20 protein-coding genes and 1 pseudogene are annotated in these 20,774 nt (G+C 47.7%); 10 read left to right on the top strand and 11 right to left on the bottom strand.

Annotated features, from left to right (window positions below):
• Positions 1-108: 108 nt before the first annotated feature.
• Positions 109-1,005, top strand: coding sequence for a DUF1848 domain-containing protein (locus EV209_RS08190; protein ID WP_130434920.1), 897 nt, complete (start codon positions 109-111; stop codon positions 1,003-1,005).
• A 63-nt stretch (positions 1,006-1,068) separates the two neighbouring features.
• On the opposite strand, the gene EV209_RS08185 is transcribed toward EV209_RS08190, so the two are convergent.
• The 5 genes from EV209_RS08185 to EV209_RS08165 are packed head-to-tail and all read right to left on the bottom strand — an operon-like array spanning position 1,069 to position 6,648.
• Positions 1,069-1,875, bottom strand: a complete 807-nt coding sequence (locus tag EV209_RS08185; protein WP_130434918.1) for a beta-keto acid cleavage family enzyme — start codon at positions 1,873-1,875, stop codon at positions 1,069-1,071.
• A complete protein-coding gene (locus EV209_RS08180) occupies positions 1,872-3,290 on the bottom strand; it encodes a four-carbon acid sugar kinase family protein (protein ID WP_130434916.1) in 1,419 nt (472 codons plus the stop codon). Before EV209_RS08180 ends, EV209_RS08185 begins: the two co-directional genes overlap by 4 nt.
• Positions 3,291-3,302: 12 nt before the next feature.
• Positions 3,303-4,010, bottom strand: a complete 708-nt coding sequence (locus EV209_RS08175; RefSeq protein WP_130434914.1) for a FadR/GntR family transcriptional regulator — start codon at positions 4,008-4,010, stop codon at positions 3,303-3,305.
• Between the two features lie 8 nt (positions 4,011-4,018).
• Positions 4,019-5,980 carry a glycoside hydrolase family 127 protein gene (locus EV209_RS08170; protein WP_130434912.1) on the bottom strand — a complete coding sequence of 654 codons (1,962 nt, stop codon included), beginning with the start codon at positions 5,978-5,980 and terminating at the stop codon, positions 4,019-4,021.
• Positions 5,980-6,648 carry an aspartate/glutamate racemase family protein gene (locus EV209_RS08165; protein ID WP_130434910.1) on the bottom strand — a complete coding sequence of 223 codons (669 nt, stop codon included), beginning with the start codon at positions 6,646-6,648 and terminating at the stop codon, positions 5,980-5,982. Before EV209_RS08165 ends, EV209_RS08170 begins: the two co-directional genes overlap by 1 nt.
• A 223-nt stretch (positions 6,649-6,871) precedes the next feature.
• Here EV209_RS08165 and EV209_RS08160 point away from each other — a divergent pair, with 223 nt between their 5' ends.
• Complete coding sequence (locus EV209_RS08160; protein ID WP_130434908.1) at positions 6,872-7,561, top strand: cyclase family protein; 690 nt, start codon at positions 6,872-6,874, stop codon at positions 7,559-7,561.
• Positions 7,562-7,662: 101 nt separating this feature from the next.
• Here EV209_RS08160 and EV209_RS08155 read toward each other — a convergent pair whose 3' ends face one another.
• Positions 7,663-8,679 (bottom strand): YeiH family protein, encoded by a 1,017-nt coding sequence (locus EV209_RS08155; RefSeq protein WP_130434906.1) that lies wholly within the window; start codon positions 8,677-8,679, stop codon positions 7,663-7,665.
• 119 nt (positions 8,680-8,798) lie between these two features.
• Here EV209_RS08155 and EV209_RS08150 point away from each other — a divergent pair, with 119 nt between their 5' ends.
• The 5 genes from EV209_RS08150 to EV209_RS08130 all read left to right on the top strand — a co-directional run bounded on the left by EV209_RS08150 (position 8,799) and on the right by EV209_RS08130 (position 14,477).
• A complete protein-coding gene (locus EV209_RS08150; RefSeq protein ID WP_130434904.1) occupies positions 8,799-9,701 on the top strand; it encodes a LysR family transcriptional regulator in 903 nt (300 codons plus the stop codon).
• 42 nt (positions 9,702-9,743) lie between these two features.
• Positions 9,744-12,392 carry a family 78 glycoside hydrolase catalytic domain gene (locus EV209_RS08145; protein WP_130434902.1) on the top strand — a complete coding sequence of 883 codons (2,649 nt, stop codon included), beginning with the start codon at positions 9,744-9,746 and terminating at the stop codon, positions 12,390-12,392.
• A gap of 7 nt (positions 12,393-12,399) precedes the next feature.
• The gene (locus EV209_RS08140) at positions 12,400-13,416 is read left to right on the top strand and encodes a nucleoid-associated protein (RefSeq protein ID WP_130434900.1); all 1,017 of its coding nucleotides are present in this window, start codon (positions 12,400-12,402) and stop codon (positions 13,414-13,416) included.
• Between the two features lie 30 nt (positions 13,417-13,446).
• Positions 13,447-13,866, top strand: coding sequence for a C-GCAxxG-C-C family protein (locus EV209_RS08135; RefSeq protein WP_130434898.1), 420 nt, complete (start codon positions 13,447-13,449; stop codon positions 13,864-13,866).
• Positions 13,867-14,120: 254 nt separating this feature from the next.
• Positions 14,121-14,477, top strand: a complete 357-nt coding sequence (locus EV209_RS08130; RefSeq protein WP_130434896.1) for a hypothetical protein — start codon at positions 14,121-14,123, stop codon at positions 14,475-14,477.
• Between the two features lie 192 nt (positions 14,478-14,669).
• Here EV209_RS08130 and EV209_RS08125 read toward each other — a convergent pair whose 3' ends face one another.
• Both EV209_RS08125 and EV209_RS08120 read right to left on the bottom strand, forming a co-directional pair.
• Positions 14,670-16,355, bottom strand: a complete 1,686-nt coding sequence (locus EV209_RS08125; protein ID WP_130434894.1) for an ABC transporter ATP-binding protein — start codon at positions 16,353-16,355, stop codon at positions 14,670-14,672.
• A gap of 88 nt (positions 16,356-16,443) precedes the next feature.
• A complete protein-coding gene (locus EV209_RS08120; RefSeq protein ID WP_130434892.1) occupies positions 16,444-17,067 on the bottom strand; it encodes a TetR/AcrR family transcriptional regulator in 624 nt (207 codons plus the stop codon).
• A 370-nt stretch (positions 17,068-17,437) separates the two neighbouring features.
• On the opposite strand from EV209_RS08120, the gene EV209_RS08115 reads away from it, so the two are divergent.
• Complete coding sequence (locus EV209_RS08115; protein ID WP_130434890.1) at positions 17,438-17,860, top strand: HD domain-containing protein; 423 nt, start codon at positions 17,438-17,440, stop codon at positions 17,858-17,860.
• A 25-nt stretch (positions 17,861-17,885) separates the two neighbouring features.
• On the opposite strand, the pseudogene EV209_RS08110 reads toward EV209_RS08115, so the two are convergent.
• From EV209_RS08110 to EV209_RS08100, 3 genes and pseudogenes are all read right to left on the bottom strand, one after another.
• Positions 17,886-18,341 (bottom strand): annotated as a pseudogene (locus tag EV209_RS08110) (M23 family metallopeptidase); the annotation flags it as partial.
• Positions 18,342-18,542: 201 nt separating this feature from the next.
• Positions 18,543-19,172: a helix-turn-helix domain-containing protein gene (locus EV209_RS08105; RefSeq protein WP_130434886.1), complete on the bottom strand. Its 630-nt coding sequence runs from the start codon at positions 19,170-19,172 to the stop codon at positions 18,543-18,545.
• A 200-nt stretch (positions 19,173-19,372) separates the two neighbouring features.
• Entirely contained in the window at positions 19,373-19,801 is a 429-nt protein-coding gene (locus EV209_RS08100) for a DUF3990 domain-containing protein (RefSeq protein WP_130434884.1), read from the bottom strand.
• A 313-nt stretch (positions 19,802-20,114) separates the two neighbouring features.
• Between EV209_RS08100 and EV209_RS08095 the strand changes: the two genes are divergently transcribed.
• Entirely contained in the window at positions 20,115-20,336 is a 222-nt protein-coding gene (locus EV209_RS08095; RefSeq protein ID WP_130434882.1) for a type II toxin-antitoxin system Phd/YefM family antitoxin, read from the top strand.
• The gene (locus tag EV209_RS08090) at positions 20,333-20,740 is read left to right on the top strand and encodes a PIN domain-containing protein (protein WP_130434880.1); all 408 of its coding nucleotides are present in this window, start codon (positions 20,333-20,335) and stop codon (positions 20,738-20,740) included. Before EV209_RS08095 ends, EV209_RS08090 begins: the two co-directional genes overlap by 4 nt.
• Positions 20,741-20,774: the final 34 nt, after the last annotated feature.

The raw sequence follows: 20,774 nt of genomic DNA, 5'->3' as shown, positions 1-20,774 counted from the left end.
GCACTGCGGCGTAAGGAATCACATCGCTAAAGCGACACGCCGCAGGCGGGGAATCCCGCGAGCGGGATTCTTATTCAAATAGGAAACTGCATTCAGAAAGGAGACAACATGATACTGAGCGTCAGCCGCAGAACAGATATCCCGGCATTTTACATGGAATGGTTTTGCCGGAGGCTGAGGGAAGGCGAGGTATATTCTGCGAATCCCATGAATCCGCATCAGATCAGCAGAATTCAAATGAATCCAGAAAATATGGATGGAATTGTGTTCTGGAGCAAAAATCCGGAGCCCATGCTGAGCCATCTGTCTGAACTGAATTCTTTTCCTTATTATATTCAGTATACCTGTAATGCCTACGGGCAGGATACAGAGCCGGGGCTGCCGTCTTTGGCCCGCAGGCTGGATACGTTTTTCAGGCTTTCGGAAGCGCTGGGAGCTAAGCGGGTGATCTGGCGCTATGACCCTGTTTTTTTATCCCGGAAATATTCTGTGCAGTGGCATTTGGAGCAGTTTGAACAGCTGGCTGAAAAACTGGAAGGGATAACGGAGCAGTGTGTTTTCAGTTTTCTGGATTATTACAGGAATACAGGGAAGAGAATGGAAACGCTGAAACTGCGCTCTCTAAATAAGGAAGAGATGAATATACTGGCTGCAGGCTTTTCCGCCTTTGCAGAAAAGCGGGGCATGCGGCTGTGTACCTGCGCGGAACGCCTGGACCTGTCAGCTTATAGGATTTCTCATGGAAAATGTGTGGACAGCAGGCTTTTGGAAGAAATCAGCGGAAGAAAGGCGGCAGCCGGAAAAGACAGGAATCAGCGGCCGGAATGCGGCTGTGACGCCAGTGTGGACATCGGGGTTTACCGCACCTGCAGCCATGGGTGTCTCTATTGCTATGCGTCAGGCAGCAGGAAAACGCTGGAGGCCAATCTGTCCCGTTACCGGGAAAACAGCCCTGTTCTGTGCCGCGGGCTGACAGAAAGAGATGTGATAAAAGACAGAGCATAGCGGCAGACAGAGTATAAATCTGCGGCGGGACTGCCGGTAAGCGGCAGCCCCGCCGCGCAGATATTAAAGGGACCTTTTTGGAATCTGGAGGATTTCCCTGGCTTCAGCCGGAGCTGCGCATTCCAGGCCCATGGCATGGATGAGGTGAACCAGGCGTTCTACAACCTGCCAGTTATAGGCTGCGTTCAGTCCGGGAGCCAGCCAGGCGCTGTCTTCGAATCCGATGCGCACTACAGAAGCGCCCATGGCGATGGCAGCGGCCAGAAAATGCCAGTTATCTCTGCCAAAGTGAGTGACACCCCACATAGTGCCTGCAGGGATAAAGGAACGAAAGGCGGTCAGGCTTTCAGGATCCGGCTGCATTCCGCCTTTATGGCCGAAGACCAGGTTAAACAGGAGCGGGTTCCGGAACGGAAGCTCTTTGGCGGTGTTCATCACATTGTGAATCATGCCGATATCGAAAACCTCCACTTCCGGAATGATCGCCCGGTCATAAACTGCCTTAGCGCAGTAGCGTATATCGTCAAAAGAATTGATATACACAGCTTCTCCCAGATTGGTGGAACCTCCGTTTAAGGATGCGCTTTCCACCTTTTTATAATTTAATGGGCGGCAGCGCTCTTCTATATTCATATCAGAAACACCGCCGGTGGAAGCCTGCGCCACCACATCTGTTTTTTTCAGGATTTTTTCAAAGCATTCTTCCATATAAGTTGTGTCAGGCGTCAGGGAGCCGTCAGGCTTTCTGCAGTGAAGATGGCACATCGCTGCTCCGGCTCTGACAGAGGCGGCTACATCCTCAGCCAGATCATCCGCATTTACCGGCGAACCTGCGGCTACAGGCGCCAATGAAATGATAATTTTTTTCATGATAATTCCTCCACGATTTCCCGAAGTGTATGGGTATCGCCAACGTTGCCGGGGAAAATGATATAAGGGGTATCAGGAAATTTGCTTTCCGGGCCGGTGAGCCATACGGGAATTCCTTTTTTGATCTGTCCCATAACCAGCGCTTTTTTGACAGACAGGCCTTTTGTGCCCACATCGCTGGATGTGATCCCCCCCTTTGCCAGGATGAAACGAGGCTTTACAGTCAGCCTGCTGACAATACTTGTAAGCGCGTCAGAAATAGAGACAGAAGCAGCTAAAATAGCGTCTTTGTCAGCGCCTTCCGGGATCAGCAGCTGCCGGCTGGTATAGATTACCACAGACTTTCCTGCTCGCAGACAGCTTTCTGCAGATGCCAATATACGGGAGGCCTCTGCTTCCAGACCGCCTTTAAAAACTGCGTCCACCTGAAATTCCATAAAATGAATTGTCCGGGCCTGGTGGGAATTCATCAGGTCTTCCAGCTGGGAAGTGGTTTTATGTACGTGAGAACCAACGATGACCAGCCCGCCGGTTCTGCCGGGATGAGGGAACAGGGAGGAAGGGCCTAAAAGAGGCTGGTCCGGCACTCCGCCGAGAATTTTCGGAAGGGCGGCGGCACTGCGCACAATAAAGTTTTTCCCCTGTTTCATGGCTCTGATGAGGGCTGTGCAGAATATTTTAATATCTGTATAGTCTGCGGCGTTAACGATGATGTGCCGGTAATGGCCGGCGCTCATGAGCTTGCCCGTGAGCGCGGCAATGTCCCCAAAACGCAGTTCTTCCAGTGAAAATGCCATACAATCCTCTCGTCTGACAGTTCCGCCGCTCTTTTCTTCTATATAGGCTGTGAGATCAGAATTGTGATATCCGAAGGTCTTGTCCTTGGCGAACTCCGTATCTCCCGCGGGAATCAGTGTGCCGCCGTCTTTTACATAATGAACATTTTCTATAGTGTATCGCCCGCCTTCCAGAAAAAAGGGGCATAGGATCTCACCGTCAAAGTCCGTTCCGGTAAGGCCTCCAAGCGCGCCGCGCAGAGTATCTGTTTCCAGAGGATAGTGCCCCCGCAGGGTAGAGTCCCCTCTGGAAATCACGATATACTCTTTTCCTGTCTGCTTTGCGGCAGCGTCAATGCGCCGGGCGATGAGACGGTGAACCTCTTCTGTTTCTGCGGCAGAAAAGCTGCGGGAGTTGGTGAGAATAAAAAACATGTTTTCCTGAGCTTCAAAAGCCTGGAGCAGTGTTTGTTCTTCCCAGTCAGTATAGACATAGATGCCATGGACGGTCTGAATTCCTGTGGGATCGTCGTCCAGGACCACAATTTTGCGGCAGAAGTCAGACAGCTCCTCTTTTAGAAGAGAATCGGCCCTGGATTCGTCCGCGCCGGGCAGGTGTGATAATGCAGAAAGTTCCATAAATACCTCCAATTATAACTGTTTCCAGAACATGTAGTGATCGGACAGGGCAGTTTCAATCTGCTCCGCCCTGCCGTACCGGAGAATTTCAATGAGCTGCTGATGCAGAGACAGGAAATCCTGAATCCGACCGGCGTCCAGAATTTTATTCATGGCACTGAGGCGGGAAGGGGTGGTGATTCTGTCCACATAGGAGTAGACAGTGAGCAGTAGATCATTCCCGGCGAGCCGCGCAATGGCCAGATGGAAGCTGATATCAGCTTCCATGATGCGCTCCCGCAGACCGGAGGCCATAGCGGCTTCCAGATTCCGGCAGGCATGTTCCAGCATTTTGAGCCCGTCGCCTGTAATCGTGCTGATCAGCAGATGGAGAATTCCGGCGTCCATCACCTGGCGCAGCTGAATGATTTCTGTCCCGCTGCTCTGCATGAGCAGCATGCCATAAAGCATTGGGTCCAGCATTTTGCGGGAATAGGTGCTGCAGATATAGGTGCCGTCAGCCCTGCGGATTTCTGCCACCCCATAAGCTTCCAGGATTTTTATGGCTTCCCGCACAGAATTTCGTCCCACCCCCATGGAAGAACAAAGTTCTGCTTCTGTAGGAAGCCGGTCGCCCGGCCGGAGCTCTCCCCGGAGGATGGCTTCTGTAATCTGATCCACTATTTTCTGAACCACAGAATGATTCTGCAGGGAGCGGTTCAAAATGTTGGTTTCACTCATGATACCTCCTATCTCCAGGCAACCGGGAGCCAGATCCGCATTTCGCCTGCGTGATCCCGGTTGTCCCAGGCAAAGTAGGGGATCAGCCGGATATGCGTTCTGGATAGTCCCTCATAGTGCAGGGTCTGGTACAGTGCGTCTCTGCTGTAGTCACTGCTCCGGCCCATGCAGTAACAGTCTCCTTCCAGAGCCTTCATGGGCCGTCCCTGAATTTCGTAGTCCACAGGCTTAAATGTTTCGTTCAGATCCAGCATCAGATCATCCAGGGTATCCAGCGGACAGTCTGGCGTTTCCACACAGTATACCAGAGGCCCCCGTTCTACGGCAGCCTGGCCGGAAGTCTCTTCTATGAGGCTGTGGCCGATGGTGTAGCGGGCAGGCATATCAAAATGAATCAGGATATCTTCCTGGTAGGAGAAGTCTTCCAGAGCCAGGTAAGCGCCGGCCTCTGCGGGAGTGAGAGGAATTTTTCTGTCCCCCAGCCGTATTTCCCCGGACTCCAGCCAATGGGGTACCCGGACATGCAGCCGGCAGGGTGCGTCATTTTCCACATCAGAAAAATGAAGGCGGATCATACCGTCATATGGATAAGCCGTATCTTGCGTCAGAGTGAAAGCAGCCCCGCATTCCAGCTTTATTTTGGCGGCGCTTGCGCCGTACAGACCCATCCATAATCCATCGGCGGAGGTACAGTAAGCATATTCAGAGGATTCCGCAATGGCTCTCGCCAGATTGGGAGGGCAGCAGTAGCTGAGAATATATTCGGAACGGGTCAGGGGCCAGATCAATTCAAAATCTAACTTTTTCGCGCGCCTAAGCATATTTTCATAAAAGAATCTGCAGCCGTCCAGGCTGACGGCGGCCAGATTGACATTGAGCATGGTGCGTTCGATAATATCAAAATATTCGGCTCTGGGATCCAGCTGGAACATGCGGTAAGCCCACATCACGCTGCCGACAGAAGCGCAGGTTTCATTATAGGCGGTGATGTTGGGAAGCTGGTATTCATATCCATAAGCCTGGTGAACCAGCTGGTGGACGAAGAAATTGCCATAGGGGGAAGCGCCGTTATAAATCGCTCCGCAGCCGCCGGTGAGATATAGCTTCTGGTCTGCAAGGTTGCGCCACATTTTATCCAGTACAGAACGGTATTCCGGATCATCGATTTCTGCGCATAAGTCTGCAATGCCTGCATAAAGATAATTTGCACGCACGGCATGGCCGATGATTTTTTCATGCTCTTTTACCGGAATCCTGTCCTGATTGTCGTCCAGGCCATCCTGTACCGTATCCCTGAGGTGGATGGACAGGCGCGCCAGATTCAGCCAGCGCACATCTCTGGTGGAGCGGTATAGTTCCATCAGACCCATATAGTGAGAGGGGCAGACTGCCGTCTGGGCCGCACCGCTTCTCAGGGCCTCTTCGTATAAGTTTTCCAGATAGGCTGCGGCTTTCAGGGCAATCTGAAGGAAGCTGTCTTTTCCGGTAAGGCGTTTATATAAGCTGGCAGCGGTGAAAAGATGGCCGAAATTGTAGACTTCAAAGGCGTTGATATCGGACATGCGGCTGACGCCGTTGCTCTGCCGTTCGCCCAGAATCTGCTTTGTGGAGAGATAGCCGTCGGGCAGCTGGGCCCTTCCGATGAGATCCACATAGGAGTCCAGCCCTTCCAGAAGCTCCTGGTCCCCCGTCTTTACAGCGGTGTACATGGCGGCTTCCATCCATTTATAGAAATCTCCGTCTCCAAAGTCTGTTCCGCCGAAATTCCCGTCCGATTCTCCTGCGCAGATGCGGAAATTTTCCAGTACATGGCTGATTTCTTTTGACTCAAACATTTTGCGGAGATGAGGAACCGTGTGGCTGGCGTTATTATCAAAGGCATCTTTCCAGAATCCTTCGGTCCAGTCCACTGCGTCCCAGGGCAGAGGATTGACCTTAGCGCAGGGGGAATGGGTGGTATCGGTGAGCATCAGATCACCCCTTTCGCTTCCAGAGCCCTGCGCAGGGCGGCGGCTCCGTAACGGGGGCTGGAGACCACCGTCTTTCCAGTGGCTTCGTGAATCACCTCTTCCGCATAGGCCATGGAACCCTGGCAGAGCAGGATCACGTCAGCGTTCGCCATCATTTCCTTTGCTTTTTCCATCAGCAGGCACTTGAAAGTCTCCTGATCCGCGCCAAAAGCATCGATCAGGCCGTCGGCCAGTCTTACCTCCCGGCCCATTTCCCTGGCTACCCGTCGAATGGTGTTTTTTGTAGGTTCTAATGTGGTGGGCAGGGTGGCCAGCACTGCGATCCGGCTTCCCTGGCGCACTGCATCCCGGCACATCTCCTCATCAATCCGCACAATTGGAACGCCGATATACCTGGCCAGGTCCTGTACGGCGTCAGCAGTTTCCCCCACAGAAGAGCAGATGTTCAATATGGCGTCCGCGCCGTCCTGAACTGCCTGCATGAACATGGATACCAGCCTGGCGGCTGCCGGAGCGGTGACAGAACCGTGTTCTCTTGTTTCAGAGAGGATTGTGGGGTCTTGGTAGCTCATCAGGACGGCCTGCCCCCCTAACTGTTTTCTGACTTCGTCCTCTACCATTGCGTTGAGTTCCGGCGTGGTGCTGGTATAAACAAGGGCTGCTTTCATGATATTGTTTCCTCCTCATTAAAAAAGAATCCCCCGGAGGGGTTTTGTTGCATAGGGAACGCAGCTGCCTATGCAATGATAAACATCCAACGTAGGATGTTGAGATAAAAATAGTATGGCATAACAAAGGATATTTGTAAAGACTAATATGAAAGGTCTTTGACTGTTTTTGGATTTCAGGATATAATGAGAGCACAGATGCTTGAAAAAGGAGGAATAAAAGATGAGTGTTTGCAGTCTGGGAAATGGTTTGAGAGTAGTGGATCTGACAAAGGTACTGGACCCGTCAACAGAGACAAGGAGATGCCATCTGTTTCGTTTCAATACCGGAGGCGCGATACCGGATTTCCATACCATTATGGATTTAACCAGCCATCTGGGAACCCATGTGGAATGTCCCTATCATCATAATGATAATTGGACGGATGTGCAGGGGCTGCCGATCGGCACCTTTATGGGACGGGCAGTTTATGTGAATATCAACCATATGAAACCCAATGAAAAAATTATGGCCGCGGATTTGGAAACAGCCTGCGGGAGCAGAGTCAGGGAGGGGGATATTGTAATATTGGATTCCCCGTACAAGCTGCCGCCGTTCACGCCGGATACCAATACGGAGAAAGATAAGCGGCTCTTTATCTGCAGAGAGACTGCCCAGTGGCTGAAAGACCGGAAAGTGAAATGCGTGGGCTTTGGCGACGGGGTTTCCATTGAAAGCAATAATGAGGATGTATCTGCTTTTCATGATGTGCTGATGGAGGTGGACGTGGTATTTCTGGAAGTGCTGCAGAACCTGGATCAGCTTCGGACGGATACGTTTTTTCTATCCTATACGCCGTTGCCGATCAAAGGGCTGGATTCCTGCCCTGTCAGAGTGTACGCAGTTGAAGGGCTGCAGGAGTTTTCTGGCTGAGCAGACTCCTTTGAGCAGAGAATCCTGCATTGCAGGATTCTCTGTATTTGGCGGGAAGCAGTATCTGCATGATTCTTTGCTGCTGCGGTTCGGTCTTCAGATCACCAGATACCAAGTATGTACTGCATCAGCAGGCTGACCACGCTGATTGCGGCCCAACAGCAAAAGCCCATAAATATGGGTTTTCCACCGGTTTTCACCAGCTTGACAATGTTGGTGTTCAGGCCGATCGCCGCCATGGCCATAACGATTAAAAACTTGCTCAGCTCTTTTAACGGGCCGGTCACGGTTCCCGGAAGATGAAACACTGTAGTGGCCACAGAGGCCAGGAGGAAAAACAGGACAAAGAAAGGAAAAATTTTCTTCAGGCTGAAGCTGCTTCTGGCTTCCGCTGCCTTTTCTTTTTCTTTCCAGGCGCGCCATACAGCCAGAACCAAGGTAATGGGGATGATGGCCAGGGTTCTGGTCATTTTTACGATAGCTGCTGTTTCCAGCGTATTGCTTCCGTGGATGCCGTCCCAGGCCGTGGCTGCGGCGGTAACAGAGGAAGTATCATTGACCGCGGTGCCGGCGAACAGGCCGAAACCCTCATTAGAAAGCCCAAGCAGCCCGCCCAGCGCCGGAAAAATCAGAGCGGCAAGCACATTGAACAGGAAGATCACGGAAATAGACTGCGCCACTTCTTCGTCGTCTGCTCCGATGACAGGAGCGGTGGCGGCAATGGCGGAGCCGCCGCAGATGGAGGAACCCACGCCGATCAGGGTGGAAGTCTTTGCCGGAGTTTTCAACAATTTATACAGCAGGAATGAAACGATCAGAGAAGTTGCGATGGTGGACAGGATAATCGGAAGGGATTGCTGCCCTTTTGCCAGAATATCTGTCAAATTCATTCCGAATCCCAGAAAAACAACGGCGGCCTGGAGGATTTTTTTCGACGTAAAAGTGATTCCCCCCTGAAGAGGTTTTTTGTTTTTTAAAAGCAGCGTCAGCGCCATTCCGGCCAGAATGGCAAACACAGGCCCGCCGATGACGGGAAGCAGCTGCCCCAGCAGCCAGGAAGGGATTGCAATTGCCAGGCAGAGCAGAATGCCAGGCGCAAATTTCTTGAGTAAGTTCATAATCGGTTGCTCCTTTATTTTTCGCTTTCAACAGACTACCATAGATTTACAATAATTAAAAATTAGATATATTTATTGATACATAAAAAAAAGAAATGTAACATAAGGGGAGGAAGGAGATGCTGGATTTCAGAATCGAGACGTTTCTCTGTGTCTGCAGGTCAATGAACTATACCAGGGCGGCAGAGGAGCTGCATATCACGCAGCCGGCTGTTTCCCAGCATATTCATTATCTGGAACAGAAGTACGGAGCCAGGCTGTTTTCTTATACGGGAAAGCAGCTGAAAATTACAGAGGCAGGGCGGCTGCTTCAGAGCGCAGCGCTTTCAGTGCGCCATGATGAAGGTGTGCTGCGTGAGAGAATGGTTAATGTGGGAGGAAGTTCCCGGGCTCTGATTTTCGGGGCCACCAGAACGATTGGGGACTTTGTGATGCCGGGAGTATTGGCTGGTTTTTTACGAAGATTTCCAGATGCCGTGGTGCGGATGCAGGTAGAGAATACGGACATTTTACTGAGCGCGCTGGAACAAGGGACTATTGATTTCGCTGTGGTAGAGGGGATTTTTGAGAAAAATGAATATGAATCTGTTTCTCTCTCCAGAGAACCTTATATTGCTGTCAGCGCTCCTGCCGCAGCACAGGCCTGTGAGGCGCATCAGCTGGAAGAATTGCTGGGAGAACGGCTTCTGGTCAGAGAAAAAGGTTCCGGGACCCGGCAGATCCTGGAATTATTCCTGCAAGGCAGGAACCTGTCTGTCAGGGATTTCCGGCAGGTTACGGAAATTGGCAGCCTTCATGTGCTGAAGGAATTGTGTATGGAAGGCTGCGGGATCACATTTTTATATGAAGCAGCAGTTAAAAAAGAGCTGGAAGCAGGGCTGCTGAAGAAAATTCCGCTGCAGGATTTCATCCCCGCCCATGATTTTACATTCCTGTGGAGGAAGGGGAGCCTTTACGGAGAGGAGTACCGGGAAATCTGCGGGGAGTGGAAACGGGAACTTGTCTCCTCCGGGAAACTGTGATATGATTTGGAACATGTATGGAGAGAAGGAGACGAAAAACAGATGCTGAAAGTAAAACAGATTTTAATTGATTATTTAAAAGATCCTGTGGGCGTGACAGAAGTGCCGCAGTTCTCCTGGGAGCTGGAGAGCGGGGAAAGGGGGGTGCGCCAGAGGTCTTATCATCTGCAGGTGTCGCGGGGCGCGGATTTTGGAGAACTGATTTACGACAGCGGTGAGGTTCAGTCGGATCAGTCCGCTCAGGTGCGGCCCCAGGCGTTGCGGCTGATATCTGCGGCCCGTTATTATGCCCGGGTCCGGGTGGCGGCTGAGAACGGGGAAGACAGCGGCTGGAGCGCGCCTGCCACTTTTGTCACAGGCCTGCTGGGGGAAGAGGAATGGAGCGCTGCATTTATTTCAGGAGAGACGGAAGATCATGCGGGCGAGTCGGATTCCCGTTACCTGAGATCGGAATTCTGTGTGGAAGGAAACGTGCTGGAGGCGTACGCCTGCACCACCGCCCTGGGGCTGTACCATTTTTACCTCAACGGCAAGAAGGTGGGAGAGGATGAAATGGCTCCCGGATGGACGTCCTACCATAATCAGCTGATGTATCAGGTCTATGATGTGACAGAATACCTCCGTCAGGGCGTCAACGCGGCGGGCGCATTTGTGGGGGCAGGCTGGTATAAGGGCGTTATGGGATTTGTGGGGAACAGGAATAATTACGGAAAGCAGACCGCCTTTTTGGGGCAGCTGATCCTGCGCATGGAGGACGGAAGCACCCGGGTGGTTGCCACAGACGGTTCCTGGAAATCATGCAGAGGTCCGGCGGTGTTCTCGGAGATCTATGACGGGGAGACCTATGATGCCCGTCTGGAGCAGAAGGGATGGAATGAGCCCGGATTTGACGAAAACGGATGGGAGCCGGTTCAGATCCTGGAACAGGATTTTTCTGTGCTGCGTGCCCAGGCAGGCTGCCGGGTGAGGGTGATGGACCGTCTGCCTGCCGGGAAGATTTTCACCACCCCGGAAGGCGATCTGGTGGTGGATTTCGGCCAGAACCTGACCGGTTGGATTGAAACCAGAGTGAAGGGAAGACCGGGAGACAAGCTGCAGCTGCATTGTTTTGAAACGCTGGACGCGGACGGGAATGTCTACACCGCCAATCTGCGGCTGGCGAAAGAAACCTTGACCTATATCTGCGGGGAGGGCGGAGAAACAGTATACCGTCCCTGGTTTTCCTTCCAGGGATTCCGCTACGCCAAGATCGAAGCATTTCCCGGAACGCCCTGTCCGGAGGATTTCACTGCCTGTGCGGTACATTCCCAGATGGAAGAGACAGGGACGTTTCACTGTTCCAATCCTCTGCTGAACCAGCTGCAGCATAACATCACCTGGGGGCTGAAGGGCAATTTCCTGGATGTGCCCACAGACTGCCCTCAGCGGAATGAACGGCTGGGATGGACGGGAGACGCGCAGATTTTCTGCAGGACAGCCAGCTATCTCATGAATACATATACCTTTTTCTCCAAATGGCTGAAGGATGTGGCGGCGGATCAAATGGAGGACGGCGGCGTGCCCCATGTGGTGCCGGACATCGTTACCGGATGCAGCGACACAGACTGGCTGGTGGGCCAGGGAACCTACGGAGCCGCCGCCTGGGGAGACGTGGCGGTGATCAATCCCTGGACCCTCTATCTGACTTATGGGGACCGGAAAATTCTGGAGGATCAGTATGACAGCATGAAAGCCTGGATTGATTTCATGCAGGCTCATGAAAATGAAGAAGGGATCTGGAGCTTTCAGCTGCAGTTCGGCGACTGGGTGGCGCTGGATGCGGAGGAGGGCAGTTATTTCGGCGCCACGCCCACAGATTTAACCTGTACCGCTTATTACGCATATTCCAGCGGCATTTTCGCGAAAATAGCGGGAGTTCTGGGCAGGGAGGAAGACGCCTCAGTCTATCAGTCTCTTCATAACCGGATTGTCAAAGTATTTCAGGAGCACTATTTTGACCGGGACGGCAATCTGACCGCCCAGACGCAGACCGCACACATTGTGGCGCTGTACTTCGGGCTGGTTCCTGAAGAATACCAGGAAAAAACTGCCTGCGCTCTGGTGCGGCTGCTGAAAAAAGAGAACGGCCATCTGGTTACCGGATTTATCGGGACTCCCTACTTTTGCCATGCATTAAGCAGCAGCGGCCATCTCAAAGAGGCTTATGAACTGCTTCTGAAGGAAGATTTTCCTTCGTGGCTGTACCAGGTTAAGGCCGGGGCTACCACAGTGTGGGAGCATTGGGACGGAATCAAACCGGACGGAACCATGTGGAGCCCTGATATGAATTCCTTTAACCATTATGCCTATGGAGCCATTGGAGAATGGCTGTACCGGGTGGCTGCCGGCATCGAGATTGACGAAAATGCGCCGGCGTACCGCCATTCCATCCTGCATCCCCGCATGGGAGGCGGGCTGACAGAGGTCAGCGCTTCCTACCACTCTGTTTACGGAGAGGTGGCTGTGAACTGGAAGCAGGATCAGGAAAAAGTGACGCTGGATATTACAGTTCCCCACAATACCACCGCCACAGTACGGCTGGACGGCGCAAAACAGGTGCTGGAAGGGGACGGCGTGGACTTTGCTCCGGGAAACGGTTTCCTGGAAGGCCGGGCCGGTTCCGGAAACTATCGGTTTATTTTTGTACAGTGAGGGTGCGATGAAGAAAGATGATATTATTCTGTTAAAGGCAGTGGATCATATTCTGGACGGTGCGGCGGGATTTCCGGTATTATCGGATACAGAGCTGGAACTGAGCCCGGACTTCTGTGATTTTGTAAAAGCGCACCTGGAAAAGGTGACGGAAGGCGATGAGACAAAAACCTGTGAATTTACCGAAGAATCCCAGATGGGGCAGTATTTGAAAACAGAGTTCAGCCCTGAGGGATTTGTGGATGGAAGCAGGCGGATTGCAAATCATCTTTACGGGTTCCTCAACGCGAACCCGGACATCCCTTCAGCTGACCTGCTGGTATCACTGTTCCGGCACGGCGGGGAGGAGTATCTGGGAATCCTTAAAATGAACTATAAGAGCTCTTACACGCATCTCACCAGATCAGAAGAAGACGGGGCCCACGCTAATATGATTATCAGGCAGGAGGCGCTGCTCCCATCGGCAGGCCAGAAATTACAGGAAGCGGCTGTCATCAGCCTCAGTGATTTTTCCATCTGCCTGGCGGAGAGAAAATACGAAGTAAACGGGGAAAAGGTGAACTACCTGTCCCGACTGGTGCTGGAATGCCGCGGGCCCATGTCCACGAAACACCAGCTGAGGGCCGTGGAAAAAGCAGTGCAGCAGATCGACAGGAAATATTACCCGGAAGAAGACTTGGAACGGAAACTGCAGGTGAAACAAGTGCTGTGCCAGGAGTTGGAAAAGCGAGGCGGAATCCAGGTGGAAGCGGTGAAGGAAAAACTGTATTCTTCCAATGAAGAGATGCGCCGGGAATTTGAAGAAACTATGGAAGAACACCATCTTCAGGAAGCGGTGATTGCGCCTCAGAACCCTTCCACAGTGGCGCGCATCCAGCGCCAGGTGCTGACCACTGACACTGGGATCGAGCTGAAGATCCCCACGGCCCAGTTGGGAGAAAACGGAAATGTGGAATTCATCACCCAGCCGGACGGACATATTACAGTGGTGATCAAAAATATCAGCGCGCTGAACGGGCGTTAGTGTGCCGGCACATCAGGAGGAAAAGATAAAATGGAAAGCAGAGTACAAAAAGCGCTGGATCTGAGAAAAAAAGGATATACCTGCAGTCAGGCGGTGGCCTGCACCTACTGTGATCTGGCTGGCGTGGATGAAAAGACCATGTTCCGGATTATGGAGGGCTACGGCCTGGGCATGGGATGTATGGAAGGGACCTGCGGTTCCATTTCCGGTGCAGTAGCCCTTGCAGGTTTGAAACAGAGTACAGGAAATCTGGAAAAACCAGATTCCAAAGCAGAGACCTACAAGCTGGCCAAGGCGATCATGACAGTGTTCAGAGAAAAAAACGGAGCTACCGTCTGCCGTGACTTAAAAGGTATGGAGACAAAAAAACTGCTGAGAGACTGCAACGGCTGTATCGAGGACGCCTGCCTGATTGTGGAGCAGCTTTTATTTCAAGAAAAAGCAGATTAATTCCAGCGGATCTCATCACCAAAAAATTGCCGTATTGAATCTGGAAAAAAGTAGATTTTAAGGATTACTCATACATAATTCACAAAAAGAAGGCTGATTCCCCAGGGAATCAGCCTTTATAACATCTATTTTCAACAAGATAAACCTTTAGCGGAAGAAAAAATTTTAGTTGCACAATCGTATACCATGCGTATAATGCTAAGTGTGGAACAAGGAAAAAGAATCAGAGGAAAATGATTAAGGAGGTAATCATTATGTTGAGAAAATTTTTACAGTGCAGCGACATGCAGCAGAGACTGGAAATGATGATGAATTCTTCCGCAGAAAACTGGAGCAGCAGCGAGCTGGACACAGTGCTGCGGATGCTGAACACAGAAACAGCAGAGTCCTCAGACAATGACACCAAGTATCGCAAAGCCATCGAAATTTTGAAGACCAGACTGGAGACAGGCGACGCAGATCAGACATACATGAAAAATTTAAGCAGAATAGTGGAAAACCTGGAAAAAGAAACAGCGGCAGAAGAAAGAGCAAAGCTGGAGACATACGCCCAGGACCAGTACCGGCGTGTTTTCATGAGCATCATGGCCATGAGACAGATGGCCTGCTGACCCCTGCCAAGGTCCATAAAATTTGTTGACATCACACAGAAAAAAGCTGCCGCGCCAACGATTGAAAAATCGCCAGGCGGCAGTTTTTGGTTTTGTTACATAGGAAACAGTGTTTCCTATGTAACAAAACCCTCCGGGGATCGCACTGCGGAAAAACTCGTTCCCAAGCTTCATATGACATCTGTTTACGTCTCACTTTACCACTTCAATGTATTTTGAAAATTCTTGTGATGTTTTGATAAGTTTATTAAAACTGTCATTGCCTTGAATAGTTCCGTTTTCCATATAAATAACATTGTCATATAATTGCAATAATTCCTTTTTTATATTGTGGGTTATAGTAATGAGTGTTAAGCTTTTCATCGCCAATAATCTGCTCTCAATATCGTATGCTGTTTGCATATCAATAGCAGAAGTCCCCTCATCTAAAATAAGAATAGGTTTGTTTCTAATCATAGCACGTGCCACAGCTATTCGCTGTTTTTGTCCGCCAGAAAGGTTTGAGCCATTTTCCCCAACTTTATACTTTAGCCCCTCTGGAAGTTTTGAAATAAATTCATCTAGTCCACTTTCTTTTACTGCCTTAGTAACTATTTCATCTGGATAATCTTCATGTAAGCAGATATTGTCATTTATAGTTTCATCAAACATATAAACATTCTGATGAATAGTTGATGATAGAAGAACAACATCACTTTTGTTCGGTGAATTAAGTTTATTACCGTCATAAAGTATGTTGCCACTATATCCTGTATAGCACCCAGATAGAAGTTTGATTAGTGTTGTTTTCCCGCAACCACTTTTTCCTACAATTACATACTTCTTACCCTTTTCTATTGTACAATCTATTCCATGCAAAACTTCGACTTGTTTATCGTAAGAAAAAGATAAGTTCTTTGCTGAGATATAGCCATTAAACGCAAGTGAGTTTTTCCTTAGAACCTCATCTTTTGTGTATGTTGATAAATCGTGGAGTTTTTTTACAATAGGCTGTACGCTTTTTATTTTGGGAATATTTGTAAAAATCATCAGCAGAGGATTGGCTAGGTTATTGCCTACCTGTACCATTCCTAGTAAAGCCCCTACAGTTATCCGCCCTTTGATGATAAAATATGCGGATAAGAATAAAACCACCACTTGAACGATGAGGGCAAGAAAAGAGGATAAACCCTCGTTCAATGCAATTAGTTTATCAACAGAATATTTTGCGTTTATCGTATCTTGATTACTTTTATCAAATCTATAAATTATATACTTTTTCATAGAATATGATTTAATTATTTCAAATCCAGATAAAATATCTTTCAAACTCACTGTAAAATCCGATAATTTCTCTGAAAACTGGTTTTGCTGTTTTTCCAACACTCCGCCAATAAGACTGGGAACAACAAACATAAGACCAATCGCTACTATGACACATACTGTAACAATAGCGTCAAAATAAATCATTACTGCCAAAGAAGAAATAAAAATTACAGAATATTGTATAACTTCAAATAGAGGAAGCAAGAAATTATCTTCCAGTATTTTTACATCATTTGTAATTGATGAAATATAATCAGCTGAATTATTCTTGTTAAAATCTTCAATACTATGATTTACTATTCCTCTAAATGTATCTGAACGAATTTGACGCATGATTTTGCAGATAACCTTTTTTTCAAAGAGGGACTGAAGGAATAGAAAAATTCCTAATATTGCAAAATAGACAAGCGAAAATATAATTACTCTTGTAAATTTTTCCATGTTTCCTGCCATAACAATATCTAATAGTTGTTGAAGCAAAATAGCAATAAATACATACCCCAATGAACTAATGATACCAATTAACACTGTTAAGGAAAGTAAAAATTTGTTATCTTTAAAATATGTTTTCATATAATCTCCTTTTCATACATGCTACATGCGTGTATTTTTTAAAAAATAAAATTGCCGTACATGACAACTTTATTTTTAAAAGCTAATTTTATTTGAATTGTTCTAAATAATTATCATCAAGAACTGGCAATCCAATGCTATCAAGCATAGTTTTTATCGTTTTTATTTTATCCCATGCTTCTTCCTCTGTTATAGGGAATAAAGTGGGAATGTTCCAAAAATTAACTAGAAAAACAAATATTTCAGCGGCCATTTTTGCATTTTGAGCTTTTATAGATCCGTCTTTTATCCCTTCCTCAATTATATCCTGACAAATGGGAGCAAGTGTGTCTCGGTTTGTGTCAATGATCAATTTTTTTAGAAATGCAGGACTACTCAATAACTGCATAACAGATATACTTAATTGTTGACTTTCACTATCTACTGTACCGGCTCTTTGTAAAACATACTTTAATTTTTCTAAGCCTGTAAGGTTATCTTGCTTTTTGGCTTCATCAAAAGGATTGTTGTCACTAAACAATTTGTCACTTAATGTATCAAACACTTCTTCTTTTGACTTAAAATGATGATAAAATGCTCCTCGAGTCATTCCTCCCATGTTGTGTATAATATCTAGAACCGTAGTTTCTTCATATCCTTTTTCTAAAAAAAGTTTTAATGAAACATCTAATATCTTTTGGACAGTTTCTTCTGGATATTTATTACGTGGCAAAGTTTCACCTCCTATATACATGCACTTTACACGTATATATTATCATGTAGAGTGCATGTATGTCAAGGCTTTTATTCTATCCTATAATTTTTTATATAAAAAAATCTTATCAATACCAGAAGCATTCGTTTAAATTCGAATAAAGATTAGCAAATGTAAGCCCCTACCCACATCCGCCAGCAAAAAAGCCCGGCAGGGAGACTGCAGAAAAAACGGAGGGAGTTATAGCCGTCAGGCATGGAACTCCCGGAGTTTCTTCTGCAGTCTCCCCGCGAATCCTTTCCCCTGCGCCCCTGCCCAGAAAAAGCCACTTGAATTATAAATCCTAAAGTGTTAGACTGATGCTATCAGAAGGAAAAGGTGAAGACCAATGAGCCAGTATGAAATAGCAATGCAGATAGCAAAGAAGGCGTATAAAGGGCTGAAAGACAAAGCAGGCGCAGAATATCTGAACCACCCTGTTCATGTGGCGAAGCAGATGAATACCGAACAGGAGAAGGTAGTGGCGCTGCTGCACGATGTGATCGAGGATGCCGGATATACGGTGCAGATGCTGGAAGAGATGGGGATTGACAGGCGCTGCTGCCATGCAGTGGACGTGATTTCCAGACGCCGGGGAGAAGATTACATGGAGTATATCCTGCGGGTCAAGGAAGATTCCCTGGCTGCAGCAGTAAAGATAGAAGACCTGAAACATAACAGCGATCTGAGCCGCCTCCCCCTGGTAAGGGAAGAGGACCTTCAAAGGTATGAAAAATACCAGCGGGCTCTGGAAATCCTGATGGAATGCTGAAGCCCGCCGGTATCCGGAAGTTTATTTATTGAGGGTAAAGACAGGGCAGTTCCGGAAGCCCCTCGTCCCGGAAGGGGACAGCCCTGGACCATTCTTTCGATTCATCATTTCTGACCACCGTACAGCGGTTTCTTTTCAAAAATTGGATCAGCTGGTAGCAGTCGATCCAGATTTCGTTATTGCCCTCTTTTTGCGATTCGTCAAAAATCAGCTGCAGGCCAAAATGCAGATGAGTTTCATCAATATTGTTTGTATTTTCCTTGGCGCTGTATCCGGTATGTCCCATATAACCAATCACATCCCCAGCCTGCACGATGCTGCCTTCTTTCAGGCCGCTCTGAAAAGGCACGTTCTGGCGCAGATGGGCATAGTAGTAATAGCGTTTCTGGTCAAAACTGCGGATACCGATCCTCCATCCGCCGTACTGGTTCCAGCCCAGGGCTTCCACAGTGCCGGATTCTACTGCAATAATGGGTGTCCCAAATATTCACAACCTATATAAAATATTTTACATAGTTGATCAGCCAGCAACTTGAATGATATTTGAAATAAACATAAAAAAATCTTCTGAAACGATATGTTACAGTTAATTGGTACACTAAACATCTATAACCTATAGAAAGTGGTTTGCATTTTTGGAAACAACAACTTAATTTTTGTAAGAAGTTGAAACTCCCCACAGCTAAAGCAGTTCGGACACGTCACATTTTAAGGCTTTGGCAAGACGCATCACAATATCAAACTGAGCTTTATTCAAATCTTTGCTTTTCCGTTCGTATGCACGGATAGTATTGAGCGAGACGCCGGATTCATTGGCAAGTGCCTCCTGTGTTAAGCCGCAATGTTTTCGGGCTACTTTCAGCTTGCTTTCGCTTTTGGAAAAATGAGCGTCAAGAACTTCGTAGCTCTTTTGAATGTCTGCTTCGTGCAGCGTTCCATACAGTCCGATAAGTTCATCATAGGGAACGGTGTCCAGAATGCTCTTAAAAGTGCGACCGGAATACCATTGATAGTGTGTCAGCATCCAGCCTACCCAATACACATCGCTGCGGTCGTAGCTCTCAATGAGGTCTGTAGTGTAGATTTGCCCGGTGGTTTTCTCCATGACCTCCAGAAACAATTCCAAGCCACTTTTTCCCGCAATGTATTTGGGGTTGCCACTTTCAATCTGTACGGAAACATCGGATTGAATAAAGCGTTTCAAAAAGTCCGTACCGTTCATTCCGAATTCCAGTACGGCGTCGTGGAGCATATTGCCAACGGCACGAGAAGATTTATTCAGATATAACTGACTGTAAGCGTGGGTCGTCATGCTTCATATCCTCCCTCATAATATCGAGAACAAAAATATCGTCCATGAGCTGCTGTAAGTTCTTTTTCTTGCTTTTATATACAACTCTTGCATTTTGATCCCTTTCTGCCCGTTTGTAGTAGTATTCCCGATAATCGGCAATTTCGTACTCAATAAACTCACTCTGCTGAAAGGAGCGTTCGGATAGCAATACAACCTGTTCACCAAGAGTGCCGAGTTGCATAGCAAGGTTCAGGTCTCTGAGAGAAATAGGAATCGTCGGCACGATAGCCAATCATCACATCGACATCCGCCACATCTGGCATAAAGCGGTTAAGGATAAATTCTCTTGCGCTATTGCCAACGGGCGAATTAATGTCAAATTTTCTATGAGCAAGCAGAATTGCAAGCCAGTTGAGGATATTGAATTCTCCTTTGGTCAAATGCATAACATTCATTCCGTCAAGTGTTAGACGGTACTTGTTAGAGTAGCCATCATTTTTTACAGGGCAAGCCCATTCTTTTGCAAGCTCGATGTTTTCGGTGCAGTAAAAGCCCTGTCCATAATCATTGTATTTCTTTCCGGTACCAAACTTTGGTACCTCAACGATTTGCTGGGAGCCGTGATAGATTATCAAATCTTGTTTCATAAGACACCTCCAATATAATACTGTGGTATTAGCCTCCTTGTATTATAATACTGTAGTATTAGTGCGTCAATGAATTTTTTGAAATACACAGAAAGTATTCTAATTGAAAGGAGTAGTCAGTGGCTGAAAAATAAAAACAAACCACAAAACGGCTGAAAGACATTACTGGCAGCATAGAACGTGGAAGTGAACCACCCATTCACTGTCTTTGTTATCGTTTGTTTGAAATTGAACATTTTATTCCGTGCGATTATATTGACTTTTTTGTCCGATTTTTATATAATATAAATTAAATAGCAAAGGAGGAATTTTTATGATTGTTACAGCAACTGAATTTAAAACAAACCTTGGTAAATATCTGGAGCTTGCTGCTGCCCAGGATATCTTTATTACCAAAAACGGAAAAAATATAGCTCGACTCACCAGCCCTTCTGTGAATAAACTTGCGGTTTTGGATAAGCTTGTAGGTATCATACCGCAGGAAGCTGACATGGATGAAAATACAGTCAGAGAGGAGAGACTGGCAAGACAATGAGAATCATAGTTGACACAAATGTTATTTTAGATATTTTTCTTAAACGGGAACCTTTTTTCGCTGATTCCTATCAAGCGTTACGCAAAGCCATTGAAGTTGATACTGAATGTTTAATTTCTGCATCCGCAGCTACCGATGTTTTTTATATGCTACGCAAGTCATTTAAATCTGCTGCAAAAGCAAAAGAAACTCTGGATCAGCTTTCCCAGATTATTACTTTTGCTGATGTACTGAGCGTAGATATTCATACTGCGCTTATGCGTGCCATGCCAGATTTTGAAGATGCAGTGGTAGACGCAGTAGCAGAAAGAAATGGAGTGGACTATATTATGACAAGGAATATTAGGGACTTTGCTGGATCAGTTGCCCAAGTCATAACACCAACAGAGTTTTTGAAAAAGTAACCACCACTGCCACTCATATGAGTGGCAGTAGTTA

Source organism: Cuneatibacter caecimuris, from assembly GCF_004216775.1.
Classification (GTDB): Bacteria; Bacillota; Clostridia; order Lachnospirales; family Lachnospiraceae; genus Cuneatibacter; species Cuneatibacter caecimuris.
The sequence above is the reverse complement of the archived record's forward strand: the minus strand, read 5'-3'. Positions and strand labels throughout refer to the sequence as shown.

Excerpts from the sequence above, each read along its gene's own strand:
- EV209_RS08190 (WP_130434920.1), top strand. The coding sequence starts at position 109 with ATGATACTGAGCGTCAGCCGCAGAACAGATATCCCGGCATTTTACATG.
- EV209_RS08185 (WP_130434918.1), bottom strand. The coding sequence starts at position 1,875 with ATGAAAAAAATTATCATTTCATTGGCGCCTGTAGCCGCAGGTTCGCCG.
- EV209_RS08180 (WP_130434916.1), bottom strand. The coding sequence starts at position 3,290 with ATGGAACTTTCTGCATTATCACACCTGCCCGGCGCGGACGAATCCAGG.
- EV209_RS08175 (WP_130434914.1), bottom strand. The coding sequence starts at position 4,010 with ATGAGTGAAACCAACATTTTGAACCGCTCCCTGCAGAATCATTCTGTG.
- EV209_RS08170 (WP_130434912.1), bottom strand. The coding sequence starts at position 5,980 with ATGCTCACCGATACCACCCATTCCCCCTGCGCTAAGGTCAATCCTCTG.
- EV209_RS08165 (WP_130434910.1), bottom strand. The coding sequence starts at position 6,648 with ATGAAAGCAGCCCTTGTTTATACCAGCACCACGCCGGAACTCAACGCA.
- EV209_RS08160 (WP_130434908.1), top strand. The coding sequence starts at position 6,872 with ATGAGTGTTTGCAGTCTGGGAAATGGTTTGAGAGTAGTGGATCTGACA.
- EV209_RS08155 (WP_130434906.1), bottom strand. The coding sequence starts at position 8,679 with ATGAACTTACTCAAGAAATTTGCGCCTGGCATTCTGCTCTGCCTGGCA.
- EV209_RS08150 (WP_130434904.1), top strand. The coding sequence starts at position 8,799 with ATGCTGGATTTCAGAATCGAGACGTTTCTCTGTGTCTGCAGGTCAATG.
- EV209_RS08145 (WP_130434902.1), top strand. The coding sequence starts at position 9,744 with ATGCTGAAAGTAAAACAGATTTTAATTGATTATTTAAAAGATCCTGTG.
- EV209_RS08140 (WP_130434900.1), top strand. The coding sequence starts at position 12,400 with ATGAAGAAAGATGATATTATTCTGTTAAAGGCAGTGGATCATATTCTG.
- EV209_RS08135 (WP_130434898.1), top strand. The coding sequence starts at position 13,447 with ATGGAAAGCAGAGTACAAAAAGCGCTGGATCTGAGAAAAAAAGGATAT.
- EV209_RS08130 (WP_130434896.1), top strand. The coding sequence starts at position 14,121 with ATGTTGAGAAAATTTTTACAGTGCAGCGACATGCAGCAGAGACTGGAA.
- EV209_RS08125 (WP_130434894.1), bottom strand. The coding sequence starts at position 16,355 with ATGAAAACATATTTTAAAGATAACAAATTTTTACTTTCCTTAACAGTG.
- EV209_RS08115 (WP_130434890.1), top strand. The coding sequence starts at position 17,438 with ATGAGCCAGTATGAAATAGCAATGCAGATAGCAAAGAAGGCGTATAAA.
- EV209_RS08105 (WP_130434886.1), bottom strand. The coding sequence starts at position 19,172 with ATGACGACCCACGCTTACAGTCAGTTATATCTGAATAAATCTTCTCGT.
- EV209_RS08100 (WP_130434884.1), bottom strand. The coding sequence starts at position 19,801 with ATGAAACAAGATTTGATAATCTATCACGGCTCCCAGCAAATCGTTGAG.
- EV209_RS08095 (WP_130434882.1), top strand. The coding sequence starts at position 20,115 with ATGATTGTTACAGCAACTGAATTTAAAACAAACCTTGGTAAATATCTG.
- EV209_RS08090 (WP_130434880.1), top strand. The coding sequence starts at position 20,333 with ATGAGAATCATAGTTGACACAAATGTTATTTTAGATATTTTTCTTAAA.